General features: G+C 62.1%; 23 protein-coding genes. 14 read left to right on the top strand and 9 right to left on the bottom strand.

Translation table 11 applies throughout. From position 1 onward, the window contains the following. The 4 genes from BFP96_RS09185 to BFP96_RS09170 all read right to left on the bottom strand — a co-directional run. Nucleotides 1-685, bottom strand: a 685-nt coding sequence (locus BFP96_RS09185) for a proton-conducting transporter transmembrane domain-containing protein (RefSeq protein WP_305885256.1), incomplete at its 3' end; no start/stop codon positions are given. Beyond that, on the bottom strand, nt 682-1,026 hold the full coding sequence (locus BFP96_RS09180) for a Na+/H+ antiporter subunit C (RefSeq protein WP_003192163.1): 345 nt from the start codon (nt 1,024-1,026) through the stop codon (nt 682-684). The genes BFP96_RS09185 and BFP96_RS09180, both read right to left, overlap by 4 nt. Then, the gene (locus BFP96_RS09175) at nt 1,026-3,950 is read right to left on the bottom strand and encodes a monovalent cation/H+ antiporter subunit A (RefSeq protein WP_065936063.1); all 2,925 of its coding nucleotides are present in this window, start codon (nt 3,948-3,950) and stop codon (nt 1,026-1,028) included. The genes BFP96_RS09180 and BFP96_RS09175 overlap by 1 nt, the downstream gene beginning before the upstream one ends. A 266-nt stretch (nt 3,951-4,216) precedes the next feature. Then, nucleotides 4,217-5,146, bottom strand: a complete 930-nt coding sequence (locus BFP96_RS09170) for a DMT family transporter (protein ID WP_065936062.1) — start codon at nt 5,144-5,146, stop codon at nt 4,217-4,219. A gap of 92 nt (nt 5,147-5,238) precedes the next feature. On the opposite strand from BFP96_RS09170, the gene BFP96_RS09165 reads away from it, so the two are divergent. From BFP96_RS09165 to BFP96_RS09105, 13 genes are all read left to right on the top strand, one after another. Further along, complete coding sequence (locus BFP96_RS09165) at nt 5,239-5,802, top strand: helix-turn-helix domain-containing protein (protein ID WP_065894909.1); 564 nt, start codon at nt 5,239-5,241, stop codon at nt 5,800-5,802. 119 nt (nt 5,803-5,921) lie between these two features. Next, nucleotides 5,922-7,058 (top strand): hypothetical protein, encoded by a 1,137-nt coding sequence (locus tag BFP96_RS09160; protein WP_128876386.1) that lies wholly within the window; start codon nt 5,922-5,924, stop codon nt 7,056-7,058. A 126-nt stretch (nt 7,059-7,184) separates the two neighbouring features. Further along, on the top strand, nt 7,185-8,648 hold the full coding sequence (locus tag BFP96_RS09155; protein ID WP_130138250.1) for a hypothetical protein: 1,464 nt from the start codon (nt 7,185-7,187) through the stop codon (nt 8,646-8,648). Between the two features lie 197 nt (nt 8,649-8,845). Next, nucleotides 8,846-10,042: an SfnB family sulfur acquisition oxidoreductase gene (locus BFP96_RS09150; protein WP_065894913.1), complete on the top strand. Its 1,197-nt coding sequence runs from the start codon at nt 8,846-8,848 to the stop codon at nt 10,040-10,042. Nucleotides 10,043-10,055: 13 nt separating this feature from the next. Next, nucleotides 10,056-10,394, top strand: coding sequence for an acyl-CoA dehydrogenase (locus tag BFP96_RS09145; RefSeq protein WP_065936059.1), 339 nt, complete (start codon nt 10,056-10,058; stop codon nt 10,392-10,394). Beyond that, a complete protein-coding gene (locus tag BFP96_RS09140) occupies nt 10,394-11,827 on the top strand; it encodes an LLM class flavin-dependent oxidoreductase (RefSeq protein ID WP_065894915.1) in 1,434 nt (477 codons plus the stop codon). Before BFP96_RS09145 ends, BFP96_RS09140 begins: the two co-directional genes overlap by 1 nt. 110 nt (nt 11,828-11,937) lie before the next feature. Further along, on the top strand, nt 11,938-12,786 hold the full coding sequence (locus BFP96_RS09135; RefSeq protein ID WP_065936058.1) for an acyl-CoA synthetase: 849 nt from the start codon (nt 11,938-11,940) through the stop codon (nt 12,784-12,786). After that, the gene (locus tag BFP96_RS09130; RefSeq protein ID WP_065897528.1) at nt 12,783-13,553 is read left to right on the top strand and encodes an ABC transporter ATP-binding protein; all 771 of its coding nucleotides are present in this window, start codon (nt 12,783-12,785) and stop codon (nt 13,551-13,553) included. Before BFP96_RS09135 ends, BFP96_RS09130 begins: the two co-directional genes overlap by 4 nt. Further along, a complete protein-coding gene (locus tag BFP96_RS09125) occupies nt 13,553-14,434 on the top strand; it encodes a branched-chain amino acid ABC transporter permease (RefSeq protein ID WP_065884925.1) in 882 nt (293 codons plus the stop codon). The genes BFP96_RS09130 and BFP96_RS09125 overlap by 1 nt, the downstream gene beginning before the upstream one ends. Before the next feature lie 4 nt (nt 14,435-14,438). Continuing rightward, on the top strand, nt 14,439-15,485 hold the full coding sequence (locus BFP96_RS09120) for a branched-chain amino acid ABC transporter permease (RefSeq protein WP_065936057.1): 1,047 nt from the start codon (nt 14,439-14,441) through the stop codon (nt 15,483-15,485). A 21-nt stretch (nt 15,486-15,506) separates the two neighbouring features. Beyond that, nucleotides 15,507-16,847 carry an ABC transporter substrate-binding protein gene (locus BFP96_RS09115; protein WP_065897531.1) on the top strand — a complete coding sequence of 447 codons (1,341 nt, stop codon included), beginning with the start codon at nt 15,507-15,509 and terminating at the stop codon, nt 16,845-16,847. Between the two features lie 3 nt (nt 16,848-16,850). Further along, nucleotides 16,851-17,618 carry an ABC transporter ATP-binding protein gene (locus BFP96_RS09110; RefSeq protein ID WP_065897533.1) on the top strand — a complete coding sequence of 256 codons (768 nt, stop codon included), beginning with the start codon at nt 16,851-16,853 and terminating at the stop codon, nt 17,616-17,618. A gap of 12 nt (nt 17,619-17,630) precedes the next feature. Beyond that, the gene (locus BFP96_RS09105; protein WP_065936056.1) at nt 17,631-19,025 is read left to right on the top strand and encodes an FAD/NAD(P)-binding protein; all 1,395 of its coding nucleotides are present in this window, start codon (nt 17,631-17,633) and stop codon (nt 19,023-19,025) included. Between the two features lie 173 nt (nt 19,026-19,198). Here BFP96_RS09105 and BFP96_RS09100 read toward each other — a convergent pair whose 3' ends face one another. From BFP96_RS09100 to BFP96_RS09085, 4 genes are read right to left on the bottom strand one after another with little or no spacing between them, the layout of a single operon-like run. Then, the gene (locus BFP96_RS09100) at nt 19,199-20,446 is read right to left on the bottom strand and encodes an efflux RND transporter periplasmic adaptor subunit (RefSeq protein ID WP_065936055.1); all 1,248 of its coding nucleotides are present in this window, start codon (nt 20,444-20,446) and stop codon (nt 19,199-19,201) included. Then, entirely contained in the window at nt 20,436-21,914 is a 1,479-nt protein-coding gene (locus BFP96_RS09095; RefSeq protein ID WP_065884931.1) for a TolC family protein, read from the bottom strand. The genes BFP96_RS09100 and BFP96_RS09095 overlap by 11 nt, the downstream gene beginning before the upstream one ends. Next, nucleotides 21,907-23,106: an ABC transporter permease gene (locus BFP96_RS09090; protein ID WP_065936054.1), complete on the bottom strand. Its 1,200-nt coding sequence runs from the start codon at nt 23,104-23,106 to the stop codon at nt 21,907-21,909. Before BFP96_RS09090 ends, BFP96_RS09095 begins: the two co-directional genes overlap by 8 nt. Next, nucleotides 23,103-23,810: an ABC transporter ATP-binding protein gene (locus BFP96_RS09085; protein ID WP_065884933.1), complete on the bottom strand. Its 708-nt coding sequence runs from the start codon at nt 23,808-23,810 to the stop codon at nt 23,103-23,105. Before BFP96_RS09085 ends, BFP96_RS09090 begins: the two co-directional genes overlap by 4 nt. A 355-nt stretch (nt 23,811-24,165) precedes the next feature. Between BFP96_RS09085 and BFP96_RS09080 the strand changes: the two genes are divergently transcribed. Then, nucleotides 24,166-24,918, top strand: a complete 753-nt coding sequence (locus BFP96_RS09080) for a TetR/AcrR family transcriptional regulator (protein WP_065894924.1) — start codon at nt 24,166-24,168, stop codon at nt 24,916-24,918. A gap of 167 nt (nt 24,919-25,085) precedes the next feature. Here the strand turns inward: BFP96_RS09080 and BFP96_RS09075 are convergent, their stop codons facing one another. After that, complete coding sequence (locus tag BFP96_RS09075; RefSeq protein ID WP_065894925.1) at nt 25,086-26,147, bottom strand: FUSC family protein; 1,062 nt, start codon at nt 26,145-26,147, stop codon at nt 25,086-25,088. Nucleotides 26,148-26,337 lie beyond the last annotated feature (190 nt).

Below are 26,337 nucleotides of genomic sequence, written 5' to 3'. Positions count from 1 at the left end.
TGCCGGCCTTGGCCAGGAACGCGGTGGCCAGGATCGCCGCGCCGGCGTGCAGCAGGCCGCGATCGGCCTCCGGCACCAGCGGGATTTTCAGTGCCAGGTCAGCGAAGTTCAGCGTGCCGGTCACCCCATAGATCATCGCCGCGCCAATCAAAAACAGCGACGACGCCAGCAGGTTGATCGCGATGTAATGCAGCCCCGACGACACTCGGGCGCGGCCGGAACCGTGCAGCATCAGGCCGTAGGAGGCCGCCAGCAACACCTCGAAGAACACGAACAGATTGAACAGGTCGGCGGTGAGGAAGGCACCGTACAGGCCCATCATCTGCACCTGGAACAGCGCATGGAAACTGGTGCCGGCACGGTCCCAGCGGGCCATCGCGAACAACAGCGCGCTGACGCCGATGATCCCGGTCAGCACCAGCATCAGCGCCGACAGTTGATCCACCACCAGCACGATACCGAACGGCACTTGCCAGTTGCCCGGCAGGTACACGCCGATCGAGCCGGGGCCGCCTTGTTGTGTCCAGTACAGCAGCAATACGGCGATGCCCAGGCCGATGATGCTGGAGAACAGATTGATCCTGGCTTTGAGCGGGCGGCGTTTCTCGCCGAGCATCAGCATCAGCGCTGCGGTCAGTAACGGCAGCAGGATCGGCGCAACGATCAGTTGGTTGACCCAATTCATTCCTTGGGCTCCCGGCCGTCCACATGGTCAGTACCGGTCAGGCCGCGGGAGGCCAGCAGCACCACCAGGAACAGCGCGGTCATGGCGAAGCTGATCACGATGGCCGTGAGCACCAGCGCCTGGGGCAGGGGATCGGTGTAGTTGAGCAGGTCTTGCGGCACGCCGTCCTTGATGATCGGCTCCTTGCCGATAAACAGGCTGCCCATGCTGAAAATGAACAGGTTGACCCCGTATGACAACAGGCACAGGCCCATCACCACCTGGAACGTCCGTGGGCGCAGGATCAACCAGACGCCGGAGGCCGCCAGGACCCCAATGGCAATTGCAATGACTTCTTCCATCAGGCGGCAGCTCCTTGTGGGTTGACGACGGCTTTGGGCTGGTTGCTCGGTTTATGCGCGCGCACCGACTGGTGGCCGAGGGCGGTGAGCATCAGCAGGGTCGAGCCGACGACCATGGCGTAGACGCCGACGTCGAAGAACAGCGCGCTGGCCACATGGATATCGCCCAGCACCGGCAAGCTCAAATGCCAGGTATGGGTGGTGAGGAACGGGTAGCCGGCAAACAACGCGCCGAGCCCGGTGAGCGTCGCCGCCAACAGGCCGAAGCCCATCCAGCGCATCGGCCGCAGGCTCATCTGCGCCTCGACCCACTGCGTGCCGGCCACCATGTATTGCAGGATAAACGCCACCGACATCACCAACCCGGCGACAAAACCGCCGCCCGGCTGGTTATGGCCGCGCATGAACAGGTAGAACGACACCACCATCGCGATCGGCAACAGCAGGCGCACCAGCACCGCCGGCACCATCATGAAGCCCAGGGCGGTGTCGCTGGCCTGGCGCGGGTTGACCAGGTCGGTGGCCACGTCCGGCGCCAGCTGGCGCTGTTGCGGCGGCAGTTCCATGCTTTCTTTCGACGGGCGGAAGCGCCGCAGCAGGGCATACACGGTCAGCGCCACGGCGCCGAGCACGGTGATTTCGCCAAGGGTATCGAAGCCGCGGAAGTCCACCAGCATCACGTTCACCACATTGCTGCCGCCGCCCTCGGGCAGGGCGCGACTGAGGTAGAACGAGGAGATATCGTTGGGGGTCTGGCGCGTCAGCATCGCGTAGGACAACAGCGCCATGCCGCCACCCACCACGGTGGACAGCAGGAAGTCGCGCACCCGGCGAATCCGCGCCTTGCGCAGCGTGTTGGGCAGTGGCGACACCTCTTCGATCCGCCGTGGCAGCCAGCGCAGGCCGAGCAGGATCAACACGGTGGTGACCACTTCCACCACCAGTTGCGTCAGGGCCAGGTCCGGCGCCGAGAACCACACGAAGGTAATGCACGTCATCAGGCCGCACACGCTGACCATGGTCAGGGCTGCCAGCCGGTGATACTTGGCTTGCCAGGCGGCGCCCAGCGCGCAGGCAATCGCCAGCACCCACAGGGTGACGAACACGATGGAGCCGGGGATCTTCGGCCGGTCACCCCAGGTCAGGCCACTGTTGAGCATCGGGATCAGGGCGCCGATCACCGCCACGGTCACCAGCAGGAACAATTGGGTTTGCAGGCGCTTGGTGCTGATGCGTTTTTCGATCTTGCGCACCCCGCGCATCATCACCACCAGGCAACGCTCGAAGCCGCGCTTGCCGTTGAAGTAGCCAATCAGCGGCGGGTAGGTGAAACGGCCACGCTTGAGTTGCTTGCGCAGCATCAGGTACAGCACCACACCGCCGGACATCGCCACCAGGCTCATGATCATCGGCGCGTTCCAGCCGTGCCAGATCGCCAGGCTGTATTCAGGCAGCGCGCCGCCCACCACCGGCAAGGCGGCGGCGGCCAGGATCGAGCCGACCATCTGCGCCGGGAAGATACCCACCAGCAGGCAGGCGAACACCAGCAGTTCAACCGGTGCGCGCATCCAGCGTGGCGGTTCGTGGGGGGTGTGCGGCAGGTCGGTGGCCGGTGGGCCGAAGAACACGTCCACGGTGAACCGCAACGCATAGGCCACGCTGAACGTGCCGGCGATGGTCGCGATCACGGGCAGCATGACTTCCACCCATTTTGTCGACGAGATGAATACGGTTTCGGCGAAGAACATCTCTTTGGACAGGAAGCCATTGAGCAACGGCACGCCGGCCATCGAGGCACTGGCCACCATCGCCAGGGTCGCGGTGAACGGGATCAGGCGCACCAGCCCACTGAGCTTGCGGATGTCCCGCGTGCCGCTTTCGTGGTCGATAATGCCCGCCGCCATGAACAGCGAGGCCTTGAAGGTGGCGTGGTTGAGGATATGGAACACTGCCGCGACGGCGGCCAGCGGGCTGTTGAGGCCCAGCAGCAGGGTGATCAGCCCGAGGTGACTGATGGTGGAGTAGGCCAGCAGGCCCTTGAGATCGTTCTGGAACATGGCGCAGTAGGCGCCGAGGAGGAGGGTGAGCGCGCCGGCACCGCCGACGATCCAGAACCACTCTTCGCTGCCGGACAGCGACGGCCACAGGCGGGCCAGCAGGAACACGCCGGCCTTCACCATCGTCGCCGAGTGCAGGTAGGCCGAAACCGGTGTCGGCGCGGCCATGGCGTGGGGCAGCCAGAAGTGGAAGGGGAACTGTGCGCTTTTGCTCAGGGCGCCGATCAGCACCAGGGCCAGCATGACCGGGTACAGCGAATGCGCGCGAATCTGATCGCCCGCCACCAGCACCTGGTCCAGGTCATAGCTGCCGACGATGTGCCCCAGCAGCATCACCCCGGCCAGCAGGCACAAACCCCCTGCGCCGGTGACCATCAGCGCCATGTACGCACCCCGTCGCGCATCGGCGCGGTGGTGCCAGTAACCGATCAACAGGAAGGAAAACAGGCTGGTCAGTTCCCAGAAAAACACGATCTGAATCAGGTTGCCGGAAATCACCAGCCCGAGCATGGCGCCCATGAAGGCCAGGAAAAACGCGAAGAACCGCGGCACCGGATCGTCCGGCGACATGTAGTAACGCGCATACAACGCCACCAGCGTACCGATACCCAGCACCAGCATCGAGAACAGCCAGGCGAAGCCATCCAGGCGCAGCACGAAGTTCAGGCCGAGGCTGGGCAGCCACATGAACTCTTCACGGATGACGCCACCGTGGGCGATCTGGGGGTAGAGCAGGGCGACTTGAACGGTGCCGACCAGAGCCACCAGGCCGGCCAGCAGGGATTCGCTATTACGTGCGTTGTGCGGCAGCAAGGCCGCCAGACAGCTGCCAATGAATGGCAGAAGCAGTAGAACTATCAGGGACATAGGCTTCTAATCTGCGGGAGTTTGGGATGCATCATACGTGCCGCTTTCGCGATCACCAAACGGCAAGATGTGGCAGGATCCTACAAGGTAGGCTGAAATTGCTCATTTGGCATTAGATCGTTCCCACGCTCTGCGTGGGAATGCTTCCTGTGACGCTCTGCGTCACCATGGCGCAGGGCTCAAGTTGCGAGCTTGGACGCGGAGCGTCCGGGGCTGCATTCCCACGCAGAGCGTGGGAACGATCAAGCCACCGCTACATTCGGACCCTACCCTTGCTGTTCCTGTTCCCTTTCATCGCGCAACTCGACGGCTTTTTGTCCGCGTGTCTTCAACTCACTCACAATCACCGCCACCACAATCAACGCCGCGCCTGCCACCGCGATCGGCGGGAAGCGCTCGCCGGCAATCCGCCCGACCACGCCGGCCCACACCGGCTCGCCGGCATAGATCAAGGTGGCGCGGGTCGGCGATACACTCTGCTGCGCCCAGTTCATCGCCACCTGGATCACCGCACTGGTCAAGCCCAAACCCACCGCGCTGAACAGCAGCAACCACGAAAACCCGGGCAGTGCCTCGCCCATCGGCACCACCATCAGGAACGACAACATCGACGCCGTAGCCAGTTGCACCACTGTGACGCGGCGCACATCCACCTGGCCGGCGTAGGCGCTGATCAGGATGATCTCGGCGGCGACTGCCATGGCGCAGATCAGCGTGGCGATTTCACCGGGGCTGAAATTGAAAGAAGCGCCCGCCGGCCCGGTCAAAAGCATCAAGCCGGTAAACGCCAGCATGATGCCAATACTCGGCATCAGCGCCGGGCGCCGTCCCAGTACCAGCCACTGCAATAACGGTACGCACGGCACATACAAGGCGGTGATAAACGCCGATTGGCTGCTCGGAATGCTCTGCAGGCCGATGGTCTGCAAGCCGTAGCCAAACATGATCGACATGCCGATGAAGACCCCGGCCTTCACTTCCAGCAGGGTCAGTTCGCGCAAGGTGTGCACGGTGAAAAAGCCGACCACAATGGCCGCGGCCGCAAAGCGCAGGCCCACGAAAAACATCGGCCCGCTGACGCTCATGGCATGCTGCACCAGCAAGAAGGTGCCGCCCCAGATCATGGTGATGACCACCAGGATGCATTCGGCTTTGCTGAAGCGATTGAAACGCGAAGGGGAGTTCGGGGCAGTCATGGCGGCTCGGTCTTGCAAGGGAAAGGCACGGACCGCACAATGCGCCGCACGCTGGGCAGTATACTGCGCACACCTACCCATTGAGCAATATAGTGCACAAAGAAAATCCACACCGGGCTTCGGTCCTGCAACACGTCAGCCAGAACGTTCGGCGCCTGCGCCATGCCGCCGACCTGAGCCAGACCGCGCTTGCGGAAAAATCCGGGGTCAGTCGGCGCATGCTGGTGGCCATCGAGGCCGGCGAAAAGAACGTCAGCCTGTCCACCCTGGACCGTGTGGCCGAAGCGCTGGAGGTGGCGTTCAGCGATTTGATCCAGGCGCCGGACGCCGGCGACCACAGTCGCATCAACGAACTGGCCTGGGCGGGTGATATCCCCGGCAGCAAAGCCGTGTTGCTGGCCAAGGCCACGGCGCGGCGTGAAGTCGAACTATGGGAGATGCGCCTGGAACCGGGTGATCGCTATCGTCCTGAACCTGATCCGCAAGGCTGGAGCGTGCAGGTCTTTGTGTTCGAAGGCTGTTTGACCCTGACGCTGGATGGCACGAACAAACACATAGCGGCGGGTGAGTTCTTTATGTTTTCCAGCGATCAAACCCACGTCTATTGCAATGATGGCGTCGGGGCTGTTCGGTTTGTTCGCAATGTGGTGATTTGAAGCAACACCGAAAGTTCTGTCGCGATTCTCGGATTAGTCATCGCGACGTCCCAAGTTGGGTGCATTACTTTTTTCCCGAGTTCTCCAAATGGAGAACACTGGAATAAGGGGAGATGCCCATGGCTGTAAGCCCACTTGGTATGACCAGACCGCCTTCGCCGTTAGATAATGATGCGTCATTAATCAATACGCACGCCAGTCCGGTCAAGTCCAACAGTGAGTGCCCGCCACACTGGCGTAGCTGGGAGGCTGAGCATGTGGTCGGCGCAGAAGAAAAGAAACGGGCCACGTTCGCCACACCTTTACGGTATCGCAACTACCGCGAGGATAAAGGCGTCAATCTCCCTCCCGTTGATAGAACCGCCCTGGCCCGAGCCCCATTGTGCTCAAAAAAATCCGCCGATAAATACAACATGCCTCAAGTAGGGCTCGTCTCCGAGGCCGGCTTGGAAACACGCATCGCTCGCTATACGCACAATCAGGTGCTGCCTGATTTCATCTACAATTTTTTTACGCAGGCTGACGACAAAAAGTTCCTCGCTTTCCGGCAACACCCCGAGCAGTTTCCAGTAACGCCGTTCACTTCGCAGGGCGGCATCGTATTGATGCCCAATACGCGATACATAGAAAAATATCCCGAGATTTTTCCAGAGCCCTTGAACTTGAGCGCCCGCACTCGTGATACCGGCGGCTTTGCGCTGGTGGGATACTGGATACCACCTGATCTGTTTGAACATCGCCAGGCGTTTCAAGAGATTTTCAAAAATCCCATGAATACCGGTGAGGGTGTGAATGTGCGCGAACGTGTAGGCGAATATGAAAGACGTACAAACCGCACGTTTTTGGTGAATCCCATCGACGTGAAAAAAGAACACCTTGGCCTGCTTAAATCCTTTAAGGAAGTGAGCATGCGTTCCATCGAGCAGGTTTACGGTTATCAGCCGGGCAAGGACACTGTGCAAATATATTTGCACAGCCCGATCTACGGAGACTCAACCGCCGGCCTGCATATTCATGTGCGGGTGAATCAGCGGCTTCCGGCAGGTGAGGCCGACGCCGGCAGTATTGCACTGGATAAAATTATTGACGTGCTGGAGGACAAGGCGTTTGGCAGCGGCACTATCAAGGGCAAGGTGTTGGAGATGATGCCTAAAACGCGCTCGGGACTTTGGGTGTCGTTTAATTCGGCTTCGAATAAAAAGCAGTTTGAAGGGATTCCTGTTACCTATGTTTCCAATCCATGGAAGCAACCTTGAAAAAGTAAATACAGCATGGGTCGGGTCAGTAATTGAATGCTGTGCTGATATTGGAATCCCCTTCGCCGACTTTGAGTGGGTGAAGCGATCGTTAGAGTGTGTCTATTTTATGCAGAGGTCATGGCTATGTTAGTTTCTTCCACGTCACCGTCATTGGTTCCTTATACCTCGACGACCGCGCCTTCGAGTACATCAACAACCAACACCGATACAGAGCGCGCTCGCGGGACGATGCCGAAGGCGCCCGTCAACCTCTCGGGTGGAGTGCCCGTGGAGCGCAGCAGTAATGGGATTTTATTCACGCGTGATGCCCAGTTTATCGAACATGATAATGAGCTATATCGCGTAAAAAACCCTTACTACACCAATTACGTCGCCGCTGAAGAAGTGGTAATGGGTAATCTGTTCTCGATGACCGGCTTGGGCGCGCCCAAGATGATGCTTTGCAATGGTTGTGAAGGTTTTTTTGACTTTAATAAAGCCACCAGAGGGGACTTTTCCGCGAATGCGGACTTGTCAAAATTTGCGTGTGTTGCGTCCAAGGTCGAGCCGAGCTTCAAGGACCTCGGTACATTCCTGTTAGATACCAAGGTGATGCCAGAGTTACTCAAGGCCGAAGGTGAAAAGTCGCTCGTCAGCGCGCCAGCCGTCAAGAAAGTCATCGATTCTTATCATGCGCTCGTTCAGTCCTATAACAAAGCGGACAGCCGTCTTGAAGATATTTATCAAGCTTTTCCTGACGGCCAGCATCGGCAGGCGCCGGGCGTGCTGGATAAAGTAAAGGCTGAAAACCTGATCAAGTTTTCGGTGCTGGAAAAACTCAATGACTTGTTGCCGCCAGAACTCAAGCAGGAACAGCAGCAGCACTACTTTGCCTCGCGGTTGATTAATAACTGGGATTACCTGAATTTTTCATTTTGCAATTTTGGTTATTTTCAACCCGACACGGCCAAAGACCAATACAGGGGTATGACCGTTGATTTTGGCGGGAGCGGGACGTTGGGATTTGGCGGGCTTTCCAAGGCGGAGAGCTTTGAACGTGCAACCCAGGGCGCGCGCCCGGAAAATCCGTTGCAATCGACCAGCTTGTTCGAGCGTAAGGATTCCACCTTCTCCAGCGATTTTCCGCCCTCGCTGACGGGCATCAGCACCATCCCGCGCAGCAGGCCGCTTCTTTCCACCATCAAGGATATGGTCAAGACCGAAAACGATATCTATGAGGCCAAAAATATCCAGAGCCACGAAAAGGCGCTCGGGCCTGCTCTTGAAGTCGCCTATAGATTATCGGTATTGCCCGAGCCCGCACTCCAGCAATTTTTTACCGAAAACTGGGTGGCGGGCGGTCAGGACTTCCCGTACCGCGACAAGAGCCCGGAACACAATGTCGACACACAACAAATGACCACGATCATGGCCGACAGGAAGAACGCCTTTATCGATCAATTCGGGCGGCGAAATATTGAACGCTGGGAAGCCAATAACCCTGAGCGCGCAGCACAGGCGAGGGCTGAGGTGGAGCATGCTGTCAATAGCGTGGTCGAGGGCAAGTATGAGGTCAGGCCACTTGGCGCTGGTAGCCAGACCATCTGACGCGGCGTGTTGCAGGCTTTCCATAAAAACGCCGCTCGGTTCAGCTGTTGGTAGCGCAACAGCAATTGAACATTTTGCTGCCCGGAGATCGCGAAAAACAGCGCTTGTTTCTACAGCCTGTTGATTTTTATGGTGATTTATAAACGGCACGACTCCTGCAAAGGCTCCGTTATTCATTCGGAGCCTGGAGTCGGCCCATGTCAGCCCACCCTCAACATTCAGCCCATATCATCCGCTCGGACGCGGAAGCCATCGAGGTCGCCACGCGGCTGGCGGCGCGGTTTGCCCTGGAGGCCAGCGAGCGCGACCGTGAGCGGCGCCTGCCGGTGGCGGAACTCGACGAGTTCTCTGCCAGCGGCCTGTGGGGCATCACCATTCCTAAAGCCTACGGCGGCGCCGAGGTTTCGTATGTGACCGTGGCCGAGGTGATCAAGCTGATCTCCGCCGCCGACCCGTCACTGGGGCAGATTCCGCAGAACCATCTCGGCGTGGTGGATATCCTCCTGCAAACCGGCACCGAGGAGCAGAAGCGCCACTACTTCGGCAAGGTGCTGGCGGGCTATCGCTTCGGCAATGCCTTTTCCGAAGCCAAGAGCAAAAACGCCGGCACGTTCGACACGCAGATCCGCGTCGACGGCGACTTCGCCCGCGTTGACGGCGAGAAGTTCTACTGCACCGGCGCGTTGTTTGCGCACATCGTGCCGACCGTCGGCAACAACGAGCACGGGCAGGCGCTGATTGCCTTTATCGAACGCGATGCGCCCGGCCTTACGGTGATTGACAGCTGGGACGGCTTCGGCCAACGCACCACCGCCAGTGGTGGCGTGACCCTCGACGGTGTGAGCGTGCCCTTGAGTGCGGTCATCCCCGCACACCTGGCGTTTGATCAACCCACCGCCGACGGCCCGATCTCACAGATTATCCAGGCCGCAGTCGATACCGGCATTGCGCTGGGCGCGCTGGAGCAGGCGAAGATTCACGCCCGCCAGGCACGGCCCTGGATCGACAGCCAGCAGGATCACGGCTGGCAAGACCCATTCACCATTGCCGCCATTGGCGACCTGGCGTGGCGTGTGCACGGCACCGAAGCGATTCTCGCCAAGGCGGGCAGGGCGGTCGACCTGGCCCTCGCCGAACCGACTGAAGACACCGTCGCCAACGCCTCGCTGATCGTCGCCCAGGCCAAGGTGCTGTCCGCCGAAACGGCCTTGCTCGCCAGCAGCAAACTCTTCGAGCTGGCCGGCACCCGCTCGGTCACCGGCAAGCACAACCTCGACCGCTTCTGGCGTAACGCGCGCACCCACACCTTGCACGACCCGGCGCGCTGGAAATACCACCTGATCGGCAACTTCGTGCTCAACGGCGTGAAGCCTGCACGCCATGCCTGGAACTGAGGAAGCTGACCCGATGACCTTACTGAGCCACACACTGAACCACGCACGCCAACTGCTGGAAACCACCCGCCGCTTTGTCGAGCGCAGCGACGACCCTTACGTGATCAGCCGCTTCGGCGATTTACAGATTCGTGTCGATGTGGCTGCGGCCCTGTTCGAGCGCGCCGAAACCGACCCGAGCCCGGTGGCTGTCACCGAGGCACAGATCGCCGCCGCCGAAGCCCTTATCGCCGCCAGCAATGCGCAGTTCGAATTGACCGGCCACCGCACCGCGCTGCCGTCGCCGCTCGATGACCCGCTGCGCGTGAAATACCGGATCGTCGGCAACTACCACCTCAACGGAGTGCTTTGATGTCTCGCGAAATTCGCCTGAATGCCTTCGACATGAACTGTGTCGGCCACCAGTCGCCCGGTTTGTGGGCGCACCCCCGGGACCGTTCCTGGCAGTACAAGGACCTGGAATACTGGACGGACCTGGCGAAGATCCTCGAGCGCGGCAAATTCGACGGGCTGTTCATCGCCGATGTGCTGGGCATCTACGACGTCTACAACGGCAATGGCGACGCGGCGATCCGCCAGGCGACGCAAGTGCCGGTCAATGATCCGCTGTCGCTGATCGCACCGATGGCCCTGGTCACCGAGCACCTGGGGTTCGGCCTGACGGCGTCGCTGTCGTTCGAGCATCCGTACCCGTTCGCGCGCAGGCTCTCGACCCTCGACCACCTGACCAAGGGCCGGGTCGGTTGGAACATTGTCACCTCCTATCTGGAAAGCGGTGCCAGGAACCTTGGGCAAAAAGCCCAGACCGAACACGATGCACGCTATGACTATGCCGAGGAATACCTGCAGGTTTGCTACAAACTCTGGGAAGGCAGCTGGGAAGAGGGTGCGGTAGTGCGCGACCGCGAGCGCCGGGTGTTCAGCGACCCGCGCAAGATCCACGAGATTCGTCATGAGGGCAAACACTTCCAGGTGCCCGGCATCCACCTGTGCGAACCCTCGCCGCAGCGCACGCCGGTGCTGTACCAGGCCGGCGCCTCCAGCCGTGGCAAGCAATTCGCCGCCGAACAGGCCGAGTGCGTGTTCGTGGCCGCGCCGTCCAAGGTGCTGCTGAAAAAGACCGTCGCCGATATTCGCCGGCGTGCGGCCGAGGCGGGGCGCGATCCGCGCAAAATCCTGATTTTCAACCTGCAGACGGTGATCGTCGGCGAGACCGACGCGCAGGCCAAGGCCAAGTTCGATGACTATAAGTCCTATGTCAGCTACGAAGGCGCGATGGCGCTGATCTCCGGCTGGACCGGTATCGATTTCAGCCAGTTCAAACCCGACGAGCCGCTCAAGCATGTGCACACCAACGCCATCCAGTCGGCGGTGGAAGCCTTTTCCACGGCCGATCCCGACAAGGTCTGGACGCCGAATGAACTGGCCAACTGGGTTGGCATCGGCGGCTTCGGCCCGCTGTTTGTCGGCGGCCCGCAGACGGTGGCGGACCTGCTGCAGGAGTGGGTCGAAGAGACCGATGTGGACGGCTTCAACCTGGCGTATGCGCTGACCCACGAGACCTTTGTCGACGCCGTGGAGTGGCTGGTGCCGGAGCTGCAGAAGCGTGGCGTGTACAAGACCGAATACGCCCAGGGCACGTTGCGCGAGAAGCTGTTTGGCGAGGGCCCGAGATTGGGCGCCAATCACCCTGGCGCCGGCTACCGCGACCTGTCCGGTTCACACAAAACCCCTGTGGGAGGGGGCTTGCTCCCGATAGCGGTGGGTCAGTCAACAGGGGTTTAACTGACACACCGCCATCGGGGGCAAGCCCCTCCCACATTTGCCCTGTGTCGTTTTGAACATTTCAGCCAGCGGACCACCGCACGCTCAAACATCCAATAGGAGTCATCCCTATGAGCGTGCCCGAACCCAAAGCCGCCCTGGAACGCCTGCACCACTGGGCGCAGCTCACACCCTTGCAGGTCGCCCTGCGCCACAAACGCCAGGGCCAATGGCATGCCTGGCGCTGGATCGATGTGTTGCGTGACGTCGAACGCGCGACTGATGGCTTGCGCCAGCAAGGCTTCAGCGAACAGTCGCGGCTGGCGCTCAGCGGCGCATTTGAGCCGAACCTGCTGTTGCTGGCGCTGGCCGCCCAATCCGTGGGCGGGCAGGTGCTGACGCTGGCCGATAATCTGGAGCCGCCAGCCCTGGAGCAACAGCTCTGGCGCCTCCATCCCAGCCACGCCTGCGTCCAGGGTCGGCAAGCCGATTGGGCATTCACCCAGCGCGTGGACTTCGCTCAACTGCTCGGCCCGTCCGACCCGGCGCAACGCCTGCAACGCTGGTGGCAGCCCGGCGCTGAAACCGTGTTGTGGAGCGAGGAGGGCACCCAGTGGCAAGGCGGTCTCGCCGTGGTGCTGGAGCAATGGCTCAACAGCGGCCACGGCCTGGCGTTTCCGGAGACCCTGGCCTCGGCGCGACGCGACCGCAGCGAAGTCGCCCCCACCGGCCTGCTGCTGTCACCCGAGCGTTTGCAGCACCTGGCCGACGAGATCGAAAGCCGCCTCGCCGCCCACGGCACCTGGCGCCGACGCCTGTGTGAATGGGCCATCGCCCATCCACAGGGCGGTCTGCGCCGGTTGCTGAAAAACCGTGTGCGCAAACTGCTCGGGTTTCAGCGCCTGGGCTATATCTGGCAGCCGCTTAAAACCACCGCCGAGCCCACCTGGCTGGCCGAATTAAAACGGGACATTGCATGAGCCAGGCCATTTTGCAGGTGCGCGATATTTCGCTGTCGTTCAAGGGCGTCAAGGCGATCAATGCGCTGTCGTTCGAGGTGCAGCGCGGCGAGATCTGCGCGCTGATCGGCCCCAACGGCGCGGGCAAGAGTTCGTTGCTCAATGTGCTCAACGGTGTCTACCGTTTCGATGCCGGTGAGATTGTGTTCGAGGCGCAACACTTGCAGCGGATCGACCCGCTGGGCGCCGCCCGCAGAGGCATCGGCCGTACGTTCCAGAACAATGCGCTGTTCAAGAAAATGAGCGTGCTCGACAACGTCCTCACCGGCCTGTCGCGGCATATGCGCACCCACCTGATCGAACAGGCCCTCGGCCTGCCCCGCGCGCGGCGTGAAGCCGAGGCGTTTCGCCTGCGCGGGCAGGGCATCCTTGAGTTTCTTGAGCTGCAAGCCCATCGCGATGTGCTGGTGGGCAACCTGTCCTATGGCCTGCAAAAGCGCGTGGAGTTGGGCCGTGCGCTGATCGCCGGGCCCAGCCTGTTGCTGCTCGACGAACCCATGGCCGGCATGAACGCCGAAGAGAAACAGGACATGGCGCGCTTCGTCGCCGACGTGAATCGCGACCTGGGTACCACCGTGGTGTTGATCGAACACGACATGGGCGTGGTCATGGGCCTGTCCGACCATGTGGTGGTGCTCGACTACGGGCGCAAAGTCGGCGACGGCACGCCGGCCCAGGTACAGGCCAACCCCGACGTGATCGCGGCCTATCTGGGAGCGGTGCATTGATGATCTCTTTCTTCGAAACCCTGCTTGGCGGTTTGCTCGCCGGCACCCTGTACTCGCTGGTCGCCATCGGCTTCGTGCTGATCTACAAGGCCAGCGGCGTGTTCAATTTTGCCCAGGGCGCGATGCTGCTGTTTGCCGCGCTGACCTTCGTCAGCCTGCACGACCAGGGCGTGCCGTTTGCCCTGGCGCTGCTGCTGACGGTGGTGGTGATGAGCGTCGGCGCCTTGCTCATCGAGCGGCTGGTCCTGCGCCCGCTGGTGAACCGCTCGCAGATCACCCTGTTCATGGCCACGCTGGGCCTGTCGTTCATCATCGAAGGCCTGGCCCAGGGCCTGATGGGCTCGCAGGTCCGTGCGCTGGACCTGGGCATCGACGACGTGCCGCTGTTTGTCGGCCCGCTGATGCTCAGCCAGTTCGACCTGATCGCTGCGGCGGCTGCGGTGGTGCTGGTGAGCATCCTCGCGCTGCTGTTCAACAAGACCCGCATCGGTGTGTCGCTGCGCGCGGTGGCGGATGACACCACGGCGGCGCTGTCCATCGGCATCAACCTCAATCGGATCTGGCAGATCGTCTGGGCGGCGGCCGGCATCGTCGGGTTGGTCGCCGGGCTGTTGTGGGGCGCGCGCCAGGGGGTGCAGTTCTCGTTATCGCTGGTGGTGCTCAAGGCCTTGCCGGTGTTGATTATCGGCGGCTTCACCTCGATAGGCGGGGCGATTGTCGGCGGGCTGATCGTCGGTGCCGCCGAGAACCTCGCCGAGGTGTACATCGGCCCGTTGATCGGCGGCGGTATCACGCCGTGGTTCGCCTATGTATTGGCGTTGGCCTTCCTGTATATCCGTCCCGCCGGCCTGTTCGGCGAGCGTGCCATCGAGCGAGTCTGAAACCATGTCGATTCCCATTGTTCAAACCGCGCCGCTCTTGCTGGTACAGCGCCGCGTTCCCTGGGGCCTGCTCGGTCTGCTGGCCCTGGCCTTTGTCGTGGTGCCGCTGTGGAGCAACGACTATTGGCTCAATGCGATCCTGATCCCCTTTCTGGTGCTGTCCCTGGCCGGGTTGGGCTTGAACCTGCTGACCGGCTACACCGGGCAAACGTCGGTGGGCGCGGCGGGCTTCATGGCGGTGGGCGCGTTCGCCACCTACGGGTTTTTGCTGCGCCTGCCCGAGCTGGGCTTGCCGGTGGCGCTGCTGGGCGGCGGGATTATCAGCGCCTTGGTGGGCCTGTTGTTCGGCCTGCCCAGTTCGCGGATCAAGGGCTTCTACCTGATGGTCACGACGTTGGCGGCGCAGTTCTTTCTCGAGTGGCTGTTCGTCAAGTTCCCCTGGTTCTATAACTATGGTTCGTCCGGGACCCTCTCCGCACCGCAGCTGACGCTGTTGGGTCACGACCTCAATACGCCGTTGGGCCGCTACTGGCTGACCCTGGTCACGGTGCTGCTGTTGACCTGGACCGCCGTCAACCTGGTGCGCAGCCAGGTCGGGCGCAACTGGATGGCGATCCGCGACATGGACACCGCCGCCGCCGTGGTCGGCATCCCGGTGGCGCGCTACAAGCGCCTGGCGTTCGCGGTCAGCTCGTTCTACTTAGGCATTGCCGGTGCGTTGTGGGCGTTCGCCTACCTGGGCACGGCCAGCGCCAGCAGCTTCGATATCAACCGCTCATTCCAGATCCTGTTCATCATCATTATCGGGGGCATGGGCAGCATTGCCGGCAACTTCGTGGGTGCGGCCTTCATCAGCCTGCTGCCGATCCTGCTCAGCCACGCCGGGCAGGCGCTGTTCGGCGGATCGGTCGATGCGGGGCAGTTGCAGAACCTGCAGAAAATCATTTTTGGCGTGTTGATCATCGTGTTCCTGATCAAGGAACCCGAGGGCTTGATTCGCCTGTTGCACACCCTGCGTGACCGTCTGCGGCAGTGGCCGCTGCGTTTCTAACCTTTGCTCAAGAGAACTTCCATGCCTGCATCCTTGAAACGTTCCCTGCTCGGCACCGCGTTCGCGCTGGTCGCCCTGGCCGGTGCTGTGCCCCAGGTCGTGGCCTCGCCCGACCAGCAATTTATTCCCCTGGCGACCTACCGGGTCGGCGCCTATGCCTCCAGCGGCGTGCAGGTGTGGGCCGGGATGATCGACTACCTGCGCTATATCAATGAAGTCGAGGGCGGCATCAATGGCGTGAAGCTGGTCTGGCAGGAGTGCGAGACCGAGTGGACCGCGGAGAAGGGCATCGAATGCTACGAGCGCTTCAAAAATGGCCTGGATGGCGCGCCGGTCGCGGTCTACCAGCCCAACGGCGCGCCGGCCGCCTATGCACTGAGTGAACGGGCGGAAGTGGACAAGATTCCGCTGATCACCCTCGGTTACGGTCGCACCGAAGCCACCGACGGCACGGTGTTTCCCTACAACTTCCCGGTGATGCTGACTTTCTACAGCGAGGCCTCGACCCTGGTGAACTACATTGCCGAGCGCGAAGGCGGCTTCGACAAACTCAAGGGCAAGAAGATCGCCACGGTCTATCACGACTCGGCCTACGGACGCGAAACCCTCGGCCCGTTGAAGCTGCTCGCCGACAAGTACGGCTTCGAGAATATCCAGATTCCGGTGGCCGACCCTGGCAACGAGCAGTCGGCGCAGTGGCGCCAGGTACGCCAGGCCAATCCGGACTGGGTATTCCTGCGCACCTGGGGCGTGTCCACCCCGGTGGCGGTGAAGACGGCGGCGCGCTTCGGCTTCCCGGTGGACCATATCATCGGCGATATCTGGGCCAGTTCCAGCGAAGACGTGCTGCCGGCCGGTGCTGCCGCCAAAGGCTACCTGGCGCTCACCCCCTACCCGGCAGGCAGCGACTTCGAGATCCACAAGCGTCTCAAACAGTCGGTCCTCGACAAGGGCCACAGCGACCTCAAGGACCTGAAGAATTTCGGCAGCGTCTACTACAACTCGGGCCTGGTGAACGCCGCCGTGGCCGTGGAGGCGATTCGCACGGCCCAGGCCAAGTTTGGCAAGCGCCCGCTCAATGGCGAAGAGGGGCGCTGGGGTCTCGAACATCTGAACATTGATGATGCGCGCCTCAAGGACATGGGCTACCTGGGCCTGATGCAAAACCTCAAGCTGTCGTGCCGCGACCATGAAGGCGGCGGTTCGGCGCGAGTGCAGCAGTGGGACGGTGCCAACTGGACACTGATCAGCGACTGGATCGCCGCCGACCGGGCGTTGTTGCGGCCGCTGATCGATGAAAAATCCGCCGCGTTCGCCAAGGAAAAGCACCTGACGCCGCGCACCTGCAGCGGGGATGAATAAACCATGAGCCAGCCTGCCACTGAGCCCGGGCGCCCGGCGCTGCTGACGGTCGACGATATCGAAGTGATCTATGACGGGGCGATCCTGGCGGTGGCCGGGGTGTCGCTGAGTGTGCCCAAGGGCGCAATCGTTGCGTTGCTCGGCGCCAATGGCGCGGGCAAAAGCACCACCCTCAAGGCCATTTCCGGGCTGGTGCGGGCCGAGCGCGCCGAAGTCAGCCGTGGCCGGATCGACTACGCAGGCCTGAACCTGGCGGGCGTTGAGCCCAGCCAACGGGTACGCCGGGGCATGGTGCATGTGCTCGAAGGCCGGCATGTGTTCGGCCAGCTCACGGTGGAAGACAACCTGCGCAGCGGCGGCTTTGTACGGCGCCTGAGCCGCCGGGAACTGGCCGAGGATCTGGAGCGCATCTACACCTGGTTCCCCAGGCTCAAGACCAAGCGTCACACCCGCGCCGGCCTGACCTCCGGTGGCGAGCAGCAAATGGTCGCCATTGGCCGGGCGTTGATGACCCGTCCGACCCTGGTGCTGCTCGACGAGCCGTCGATGGGCCTGGCGCCGATGATCGTGCAGGAGATTTTCGCGATCATCGCGCAGCTCAACCGCGAGCAACAGGTCAGCTTTTTGATCGCCGAACAGAATATCAATGTCGCGCTCACCTATGCGTCCCGGGGCTACGTGCTGGATACTGGGCGAGTGGTGTTGAGTGGCAGCGCCGCCGAGCTGCTGGGACGGGGTGACTTGCATGACATTTATCTGGGCAAACAGTAAGGGCGAAGGTGCATGAGTGAATCGATCCGCAACGCTGATGTATTGATCATCGGCGGCGGCCTGAGCGGCACGATGCTGGCGGTGCAACTGCTGCGCCTGCCGGGCAGGCGGCGCCTGCTGGTGATCGAACCGCGGGCGCAACTGGGGCGCGGCGAGGCCTACAGTGCGGTCGAACTGGGTCACACCCTGAACGGCAATGCGGCGCGCATGAGTGTCGACCCGGACAATGCCGATGACCTGACCCAATGGCTCACCGACTACATCGGCGCCGGAGGGTGGCCGGAGTCGGCGCAACAGCCGGTGCCCATCAGCGAACTGTTCCCGCCACGGGGCATTTTTGGCCTGTACGCGCAGCAGCGCCTGGCGCAGGCCAGAGCGCTGTCCGCATCCACCGTCGAGCATATCCGTGCAGAGGCGGTCGACGTGCACATCGACGCGGCCGGCGTCCTGTTGACCCTGGATAACGGCGAACGCCTGCGGGGCGCCTTTGCCGTATTGGCCACCGGCATGTTCCCGGCGGCGCGTACGCCGCAGACCGAATCCAGCGGCGTGAACGCGGCGGCGCTGGACCCCTGGGATGTACAGGCCATGACCCGGCTCGACCCGCAATCAAGCGTGCTGATCATCGGCTCCGGGCTGACCATGGTGGATGCCGTGGTCTCCCTGGAACAAGCAGGGCATCGCGGGCCGATCGAGGTGTTCTCGCGCCATGGCCTGTTGCCCCATGTGCGCCGCCAGCCGCCGGGCTGGGACGATTTTCTCGGTGCCGATCACACGCTGCGCAGCCCTCGGCAACTGTTGCGTGAAGTGCGGCGCCAATGCCGCAGGGCGCTCGATCAGGGCGTGGATTGGCAGGCGCCCCTGGACACGGTTCGGGTGCATATCGCCCGGTTGTGGAGCCAGGCGAGCGAACGCGAGAAGCGTCAGTTCGTGCGGCATGTGCGGCCGTGGTGGGAGAGTCATCACCACCGTTCGCCGCCGTTGAGTGCGCAGTTGGTGGAGCGGTTGCACGCGCAGGGGCGGTTGCGGATTCACGCCGCGTCGTTCAAGGGGCTGGAACCTTCGGCCAGCGGCGTAACCATTGGCGTGCGTTATCGTGGCGAGCAGAACCTCACCCCGGTATCCGGCGCGGCGCTGATCAACTCCAGCGGCATCGAATACGACTGGCGCCGCGTAGCTCGGCCGTTGCCGCAACAATTGCTCAAGCGTGGGTTGGTCCAGCCTGGGCCGTTGGCGCTGGGGATTGCGGCGGACACTTCAGGCGCGGTGCTGGATGCCCAGGGCCAGGTGAGTGGGCGGCTGTTCGCCATGGGCCCGCCGCTGCGCGGGATGTGGTGGGAGAGTACGGCGGTGACGGATGTGGCGATCCAGGCCAAGGCGCTGGCCGCCAGGCTCACACACATTTAAATGTGGGAGGGGGGCGGGCTCTGATGCCAGTGTAGGAGCGAGCTTGCTCGCGAAAAACATCAACGATAACGCGTGCTTCCTGAATGAACGCGGTGCCTGTGAGTTTTTCGCGAGCAAGCTCGCTCCTACAGACTGGCATCAGAGCCTGCCCCCTCCCACATTTGGATCTGCATTTATTTTGAAATTTTCACCAGTCCGGGCTTGAGGCCAAACACTTCAACGCCCTGGGGCGTCGATTGCCCGGTTGTCACCTTCACCCGTTCCACCGGCTGGTCCATCGCCGCACGGTACTCGACGATGTTGTCCGCCTGGATCGCCTCGCTTGGCACCACAATCGCCTGCGCATTGTTGTACGTCACAATGGTCAACCGCGCGCTCATTCCCAGGCGCACTTGCTGCAATTGCTGCGCCGTGAGGCTGGGGATCGACAACGTTACCGGAAATTGCGCGCTGCCCTGGCTGTCATTGGCGATTGCCAGGCCGCTGACCACGCTCACCGAACCGGTCAGCCGCTCGCCGTCAAAACCATCCCCCATCACCTCCACCGCCTGGCCCTGGTGCAGTTGATTGATGTCCAGTTCGGAGACCTTGGCGACGATTTTCAAGCGTTCGATATTGGCCAGGCCAAACAACACCTGGCCTTGGCTGACCTTGCTGCCGGCTTGTACCGGTGCGTTGTTGCTGGCGCCGCTTGGGGAGGCCGTGCTGTTGCCGGGTGCGGGCACGACGATGCCGGAGAAGGGCGCCTTGACCTCCTTGCCCTCGAGCAGCTTGTGCAGGGCGTCGTATTTGACCGTGGCGTTGGTCAGCTCCATATCGGCGATCTGCCGGTATTCGCCCTTGCCCTGTTCCAGCGCCTGTTGCAGTTCACTGCGCGCCGCTGCCAGGTCCAGTTGCTGCTGCTGGGTCTGTTGCTTGAGGTCGTCGAGTTCGTTGCGCGGAATGATGCCGCGCTTGAACAGGTTTTCGCTTTCGGTGAGCTTGCGCCGGGTGTTGCCGGCGTTCATTTCTGCGGTGCGCAGGCTGCGCCGGGCGCGGCTGACGGCGGCGCTGCTGTCCCAGTCCTGCATTTCCTGTACGGTACGTCGCGCCTTGAGCTGGGCCGAGAGGGCGTCGCGCAGTTGCACTTCGAGGGTGGCCGGGTCCATGCGCAACAGCACCTGGCCGGCCTCGACGCGCTGGCCTTGCTCCACCAGATTGACCAGTACATTGCCGTCGAACGGTGCGGTGAGGGTGACGGTGGTGTCGGGCTCGATCTTGCCCACCAGGCCGATCTGATGCACCAGCGGGTCGGGCTTCACCGCCAGCCACTGGTCACCGGTGGCGGCCGGACTTTCGGCCGAGGGGCGCAGGGCCAGCCCGACGCCTGCCACCAGCAGGATCAATACCGCGCCCAGCAGGCGTTTGCGATTAGTAGTCATTGAGGGCGATTTCCCAACTTTCCAGGGTCATGCCCAGCGTCAAGTCCAGCTGGGTCTGAGCGTTCAAATAAGCGATCAGCGCGTTGAGCCGCGCGTTTTCGGCGTTGCGCAGGTCAGTTTCGAAACTCAGCACCTGGAAGTTGGTGGAGCGCCCGGCGCTGAGTTTTTCCCGTTCAATCTCGATCTTGCGCCGCGACAGGTCCACGGCGCGCTGGGCGATCTCGTACTGGCGCCAGCGGGTGCCAAGGTCGCGCACCACATCGTTGACGCTGCGCTCGAGTTCCTGGCGGGCGTCGGTGATACGGATTTCCTGGTCCTCGACATCCACCCGGGCTCTGACTTCGGCCTGGCGCGTGCTGATATCGCCGATGGGGATCTGCACCTGCACGCCGGCGTAGCTGTCCCAGTTGCGGTTATGGGTGCGGCCATTATCGCTGTCGTTGGCGTCGCGCACCTGGTTCGCGCCCGCCACCAGGTCCACTTGCCAGCGTCCCGAATCCTTGGCGATCACCAGATTGAGGTCGGCCCGCTGGCTGCCGAGCAGGGCCGCAAGGTATTCCGGTTGCTGGGTTTGCGCGAGGTTGAACGCCTGGCGCTTGTCGATTTCCATGGGCCGGGCTTCCAGCGCTTCGGTGGCGCGAATCGGTGTGGACAGGTCCAGGGCCAGCAGGCGCAGCAGGGCCAGGCGACTGGTATCGAGCTGGTTCTGCGCTTCCTCCACGCCCAATTGCTGGGTGGCGATGTCGGCTTCGGTCTGCACGATCTCGAATTCGGCCATGCGCCCGGCACTGATCAACGCCTTGTTCACCTCCAGCAAGGTGTTGGAGCGCTTGAGCGCGTCCTGCACGATCACCTGCTGCTCCTGGGCCCGCAGCAACTCGCGGTAGGTGGCGATGATCTGGCTGATGGTTTGTGCCACGGTGGCCTTGAGGTTGAGACGGTTGGCCTGTTCCGCCAGGCGCGACAGGCGCAGCGGCGCGGTAGTGGCGTCCCAGCCGGCGCCACGCATCAGCGGCTGGATGATGGCCAGGTCAAGGCCGTCGCTGCGGTAACGGCCGGCACGGTCGGCGTTGTTCAGTTGCTGGGTCCAGGCCATGCTCAGGCGGGTGCCGTATTCGCCGAGCAGGCTGGTGGACGGCGCCAGGTTGGCGTTGCGCGCGCTGTCCTGGGAACCGCGTGTGCCCCGGTAGTAACTGTTGAGGGTGAGCTTGGGGTTGAACACGTCTTCGGCGACCCGCAGGTCGAACTTCTGCGCGACCCGCTGCAGGTAGGCGCTGCGGATCGCCGGGTTGTTGCGCAGGCCCAGGTACACGGCGTCGCCCAGGGTCAGGGTGGTCACCTGGGCGTTCAGCGACACGCCGCGATCATAGCCGCTGCGGGTGGTGCTGGGCGCCGAGGGTTTGATCACCACCTCGGCGGCCCCGGCGGGCAGGCTGAGCAGCGCCAGCAGCAGTAACCATTTACTCATCGCGCAAGGCCTCCACCGGCTGCAGGCGTGAGGCCGAGACCGCCGGGTAGATGCCAAAGAACAACCCCACCAGCAATGTGCTGCCCACGCCCAGGGGCAGGGCGGCCACCGCCAGGGCAAACACCCAGCCCGACAGCCAGGCGTAGAACCAGGCGGCGGTCATGCCGAGTACCGCGCCGCACAGCGCGCCGACGGCGGTCAAGGTGACGGCTTCGAGCAGGAAGAGGTTGCGGATATCCCGTTGCCGAGCGCCCAGGGCCATGCGAATGCCGATCTCGCGACGGCGCTCGGACACGTTCATCAGCATCACATTCATCACCCCCACACCGCCGCCCACCAGGGAAATCGCGCCGAGGGCCAGCAGCAGGTACGCGAAGGTGCGGCTTTGGCGGGTCATGCCATCGATCATTTGCTGGGGCACCGTGATGTCGACGTTGTGCTCGGTCAGTTGCGGTTGCAACGCGGCGGCGGCGTCCCGTGCCACACGTTCCATATCCTGGCCTGGCCGGGCGCGGATGATCAGGTTGTTGATCTGCGGGTTGGCAAAGATACGCCGCATGCCCTCGGCGGGAATGAACAGCGATTCATTGGCTTGCACCGGCATCAGCATCGCGCGTGGCTGGTTCTGCAGGATGCCGATGATCAGGAACAAGTAGTCGTTGATGCGCACGCGGTCGCCCGTTTTGAGCGGCTCTCCGGGTACGCCGAGGGCCTGGGCGACCTGGTCACCGATCACCGCATAGGTCTGGTTGGCATCGAAGGCCGACAGGAAACGCCCTTCACGCACCGCCAGGCGCATGGCGGCCTGCACATCCGGGGTGCTGCCGACGAAGTTGGCATTGGCGGTGCGCCCATGGAACACAATGGGCCCGCTGAACAGGCTGAGCGCGCCGATGTGCGCAATGCCCGGTACGGTCTGGCGCACCGCGCCCAGGTCGAGCCGGGTGCGCATCGGCACATTGGCGCTGCCTTTGGGCGGGAACTGGACGACCAGGGTGTCGGTGCCCATGTCCTTGAAAATCATGGCGGCATCCACCGCAGCGTTATGGCCGATATTGATCAAGGCGACCACCGACGAACTGCCGATCACGATACCCAGCAGCGCCAGCACCGAGCGTTTGCCCAGGGTACGCAGGCTGATAAACGCTTCATGCAGCAGTTGGCTCAGACTCTGTTCGACCCGCAGGCTCATAGGCGCTCGGCCTCGTGCACCACGCCGTTGCGCACCAGGATCTTGCGCTCCAGCCGCTCGGCGATGTGCGCGTCATGGGTGACGATGATCAGCGTCACCTGTTGCTCGCGATTGAGCGCCAGAAGCAGGTCCATGATGTCCTGGGCGGTGCTGCTGTCGAGGTTGCCGGTGGGTTCGTCGGCGAGGATTACCGAGGGCTTGCCGACCAGCGCCCGCGCGATGGCGACACGCTGGCGCTGGCCGCCGGACAGGTCGGCCGGGCGGTGGTGAGCGCGCTCGGCCAGGCCGACCTGATCAAGCATGCGCAAGGCCTGTTCCACCGATTCATGGCGGGATACGCCGCGGTAACTGAGGGGCAGGGCGACGTTGTCCAGAGCGCTGAGGCGCGGCAGCAGGTTGAAGCTCTGGAACACGAAACCGATCTGCTGGTTGCGGATCGCCGCCAGTTCATCGGGACTGCTGTTGAAAATATCGTGACCGGCGAAGCGGTACTGGCCGCAGTTGGGCAGGTCCAGCAGCCCGAGGATATTGAGCAGGGTGCTTTTGCCGGAGCCGGACGCGCCGAGAATGCCGCAGCTGTCCCCGCTGGCGATGGACAGGCACACGTCATTCAGAATGGACAAGTGTTGCCCGGCAAGCTGATAGCTTTTGCCGATGCCCTGCAGGGAAATCAGGTGGGGGTGCGCGGAGGGCTCTGTGATCATGACTACGCCTGCCGTCTCAACGGTGCGGTGCTTTCCCGTAAATCTTTGTAACAACCTGGGAAGCTGCCAGTGCCCGTCGGGAACTGATTATTTTCTTGTTTTTAAAAGATTGTTTGAATAGTAACCGCGTTCATTGCGCTTCGCCAGCGGTGGATTTAGAGCGGTTTGCTGCGTTGAAACAAGCGCTTTAAACCCTTTGCGCGGTGTGCAAAAAGCTGCAGGAAACTCTCGACATTGCCGGATGCGGAGGCTTTCGAGCATATGGCACCGTGTCATTACTTGCTTTCGAACGAAGGCCCCGGTATAAAAAATCAAAATATTTTTTAAAACAATATTTCCCCCCCGTGGAACCCTTATGGCTGCGAAGAAACTCAGCGCTCCAAACATTACCAAGACTCGACTGCTGGATGCGACAGAGGCGCTCTTTATTAAGTACGGATATGACGCCGTTTTATTACGGCAGATTACCGAGCGTGCCCAAGTCAACCTGGCTGCGGTGAATTACCACTTCGGGGACAAGGATTCCCTGATGAAAACCCTGCTGATGCAGCGCCTCGAGCCGCTCAATGAGCAGCGCCTGGAGTTGCTGGCGCGTTGTGAAGCCCAAGCTGACGGCCCGCTCGACTGCGACACGCTGCTCGGTGTGCTGTTCGCCCCCGCCATGGGGATGGAGCGCAGCGATCCCGCCAGCGGGGAAGGGCGTTCATTCATTCGCTTCCTGGGCCGGGTCTATAGCGACACCTCGCCCTTTATCCAGGAATACCTCAAGGTCCATTACCAGCCGGTGTTCCAGCGTTTCTTCGAAGCGTTTGCCCTGGCGCTGCCGGACCTGCCGCGCAACGAATTGGGTGTGCGCCTGCAATTTGCCCTCAAGGCGATTTCCGGGGTGATGGCCGGCACCGAATTGCGCCTGCTGATGAACTCCATGAGCCTGGGCCGCCCGGCCACGGACGCCGAGGTGATGGCCAAGCTGATTACCCTGGTGTCGGCGGCGATTCGGGTGCCGCAGCAAAGCGCCGAGGCCGAGATAGCGTTGGCCAAAGTGCTGGAGACCCAGCGGGCGATTCGTGAGCAGGCGAATGCACCCGCCGCCAAGGTTGCGCGCTAAGCCAAATCCAGGGCAAAAAAAAGCCCGCTGGGGCGGCGGGCTTGATATGCAACGTTTGTAACGGATGAGGCTTCACACTACGTCCTGGCTTGTGAATAAAACGTGAAAAATATGTAAGAGAAAGTATGAATACGTTAACGCAGACAAACTGACGCCCATAACGAACGCTAAATTTTCCAGCGAGGGGCACTTTTCGCCAGTCGCTGCCGCATCTGATCCACATTGGCCGCCAGTTGCACGGTCAACAATCGATAACCGTCAAGCGCACTGTACACGGGAGCATCCAATGGTGTCTGGACAACATTGGTGTGTTGAGGGCGGTCCAGACGCTCCGTGACGCCTGATTTCAACGCCCGTGCCATGCCTACCAACTGAACGCGGATCTGCCGGTGCTCGGCCTTGAGCGTCATGCGCATGCGTGCGCTGGCGTGTTCATCGCGTGGGTCCGGTCGGGTATTGCCAAGAATTTCCAGGGTGCTGATGCACATGCGCAGGTGCCGCTGGAGTTTGTCCAGCTCGGTCATTGAGATCCGCACTTCCTTGGACACCGACGGCATCAGCGAGCGCAGTTGCAGCATCGCCGCGTTCAAGCGGTTGAGCAGCTTGAGGTGCTCATCGTCGGTGACGGATTGGCCATTGATGATGCGGCTGTAGATCGCCGCACAATCGCGCAGGGCGCTGGCCAGGTTGTAGCGCCACGAGTACACCGCGTACAGCGGCAGGGCGAAGGAAAACGCCAGGGCCAGTGCGATGCCGATCAGGATGTCGACCGTGCGCCACAGGCCATCCGAAATCGGATTGTCGCCGTGCCCGGCCACGATAAACACCGTGATCGCCGACAGCAGCGCGATATAGCCGCCCTTGCCGATGGCATGGTAGGAAAAGAACCCACACACCGCCGACATCAGCAGGTACGTCAGGAAGGGCTGACCGAAGTAGGCTTTCTGCACCACCAGCAGCAACCCGACGCTGGCGCCGATCAGCGTACCGTACGCACGCTCCACGGCTTTCTTGCCGATATTGCCATGGTGCTGCAAACCGCCGATCACGATCAGCATGGTCACCGACGCCCATTCGCCATGGGGCAGGTTGAGGCCGGTGGTCAGCAGGATCGTCGCCAGTAAGCCAATGGACACGCGCACGGCGTGGATCAGCTTGGCGTGGCGATAGCGCCGGTAAGGGTCGAGCAGGGGGCGCAGCAGGCGCCGGGCAAAAATGGGCAGGTTCATCGGTATTAAGGGGGCCTCATTAGTCAGGGCAAACCGATCGAATGTGAGAGGGGATTGCCCTAATGTCAGTGAAGCGTACACAGCCGTCTGTAGGAGCGAGCTTGCTCGCGAAAAACTCACAGGCACCGCGTTCATTCAGAAAGCACGCGTTATCGTTGACGTTTTTCGCGAGCAAGCTCGCTCCTACAAA

It is taken from the genome of Pseudomonas sp. 34 E 7 (assembly GCF_900005715.1).
GTDB lineage: Bacteria > Pseudomonadota > Gammaproteobacteria > Pseudomonadales > Pseudomonadaceae > Aquipseudomonas > Aquipseudomonas orientalis_A.
The sequence above is the reverse complement of the archived record's forward strand: the minus strand, read 5'-3'. Positions and strand labels throughout refer to the sequence as shown.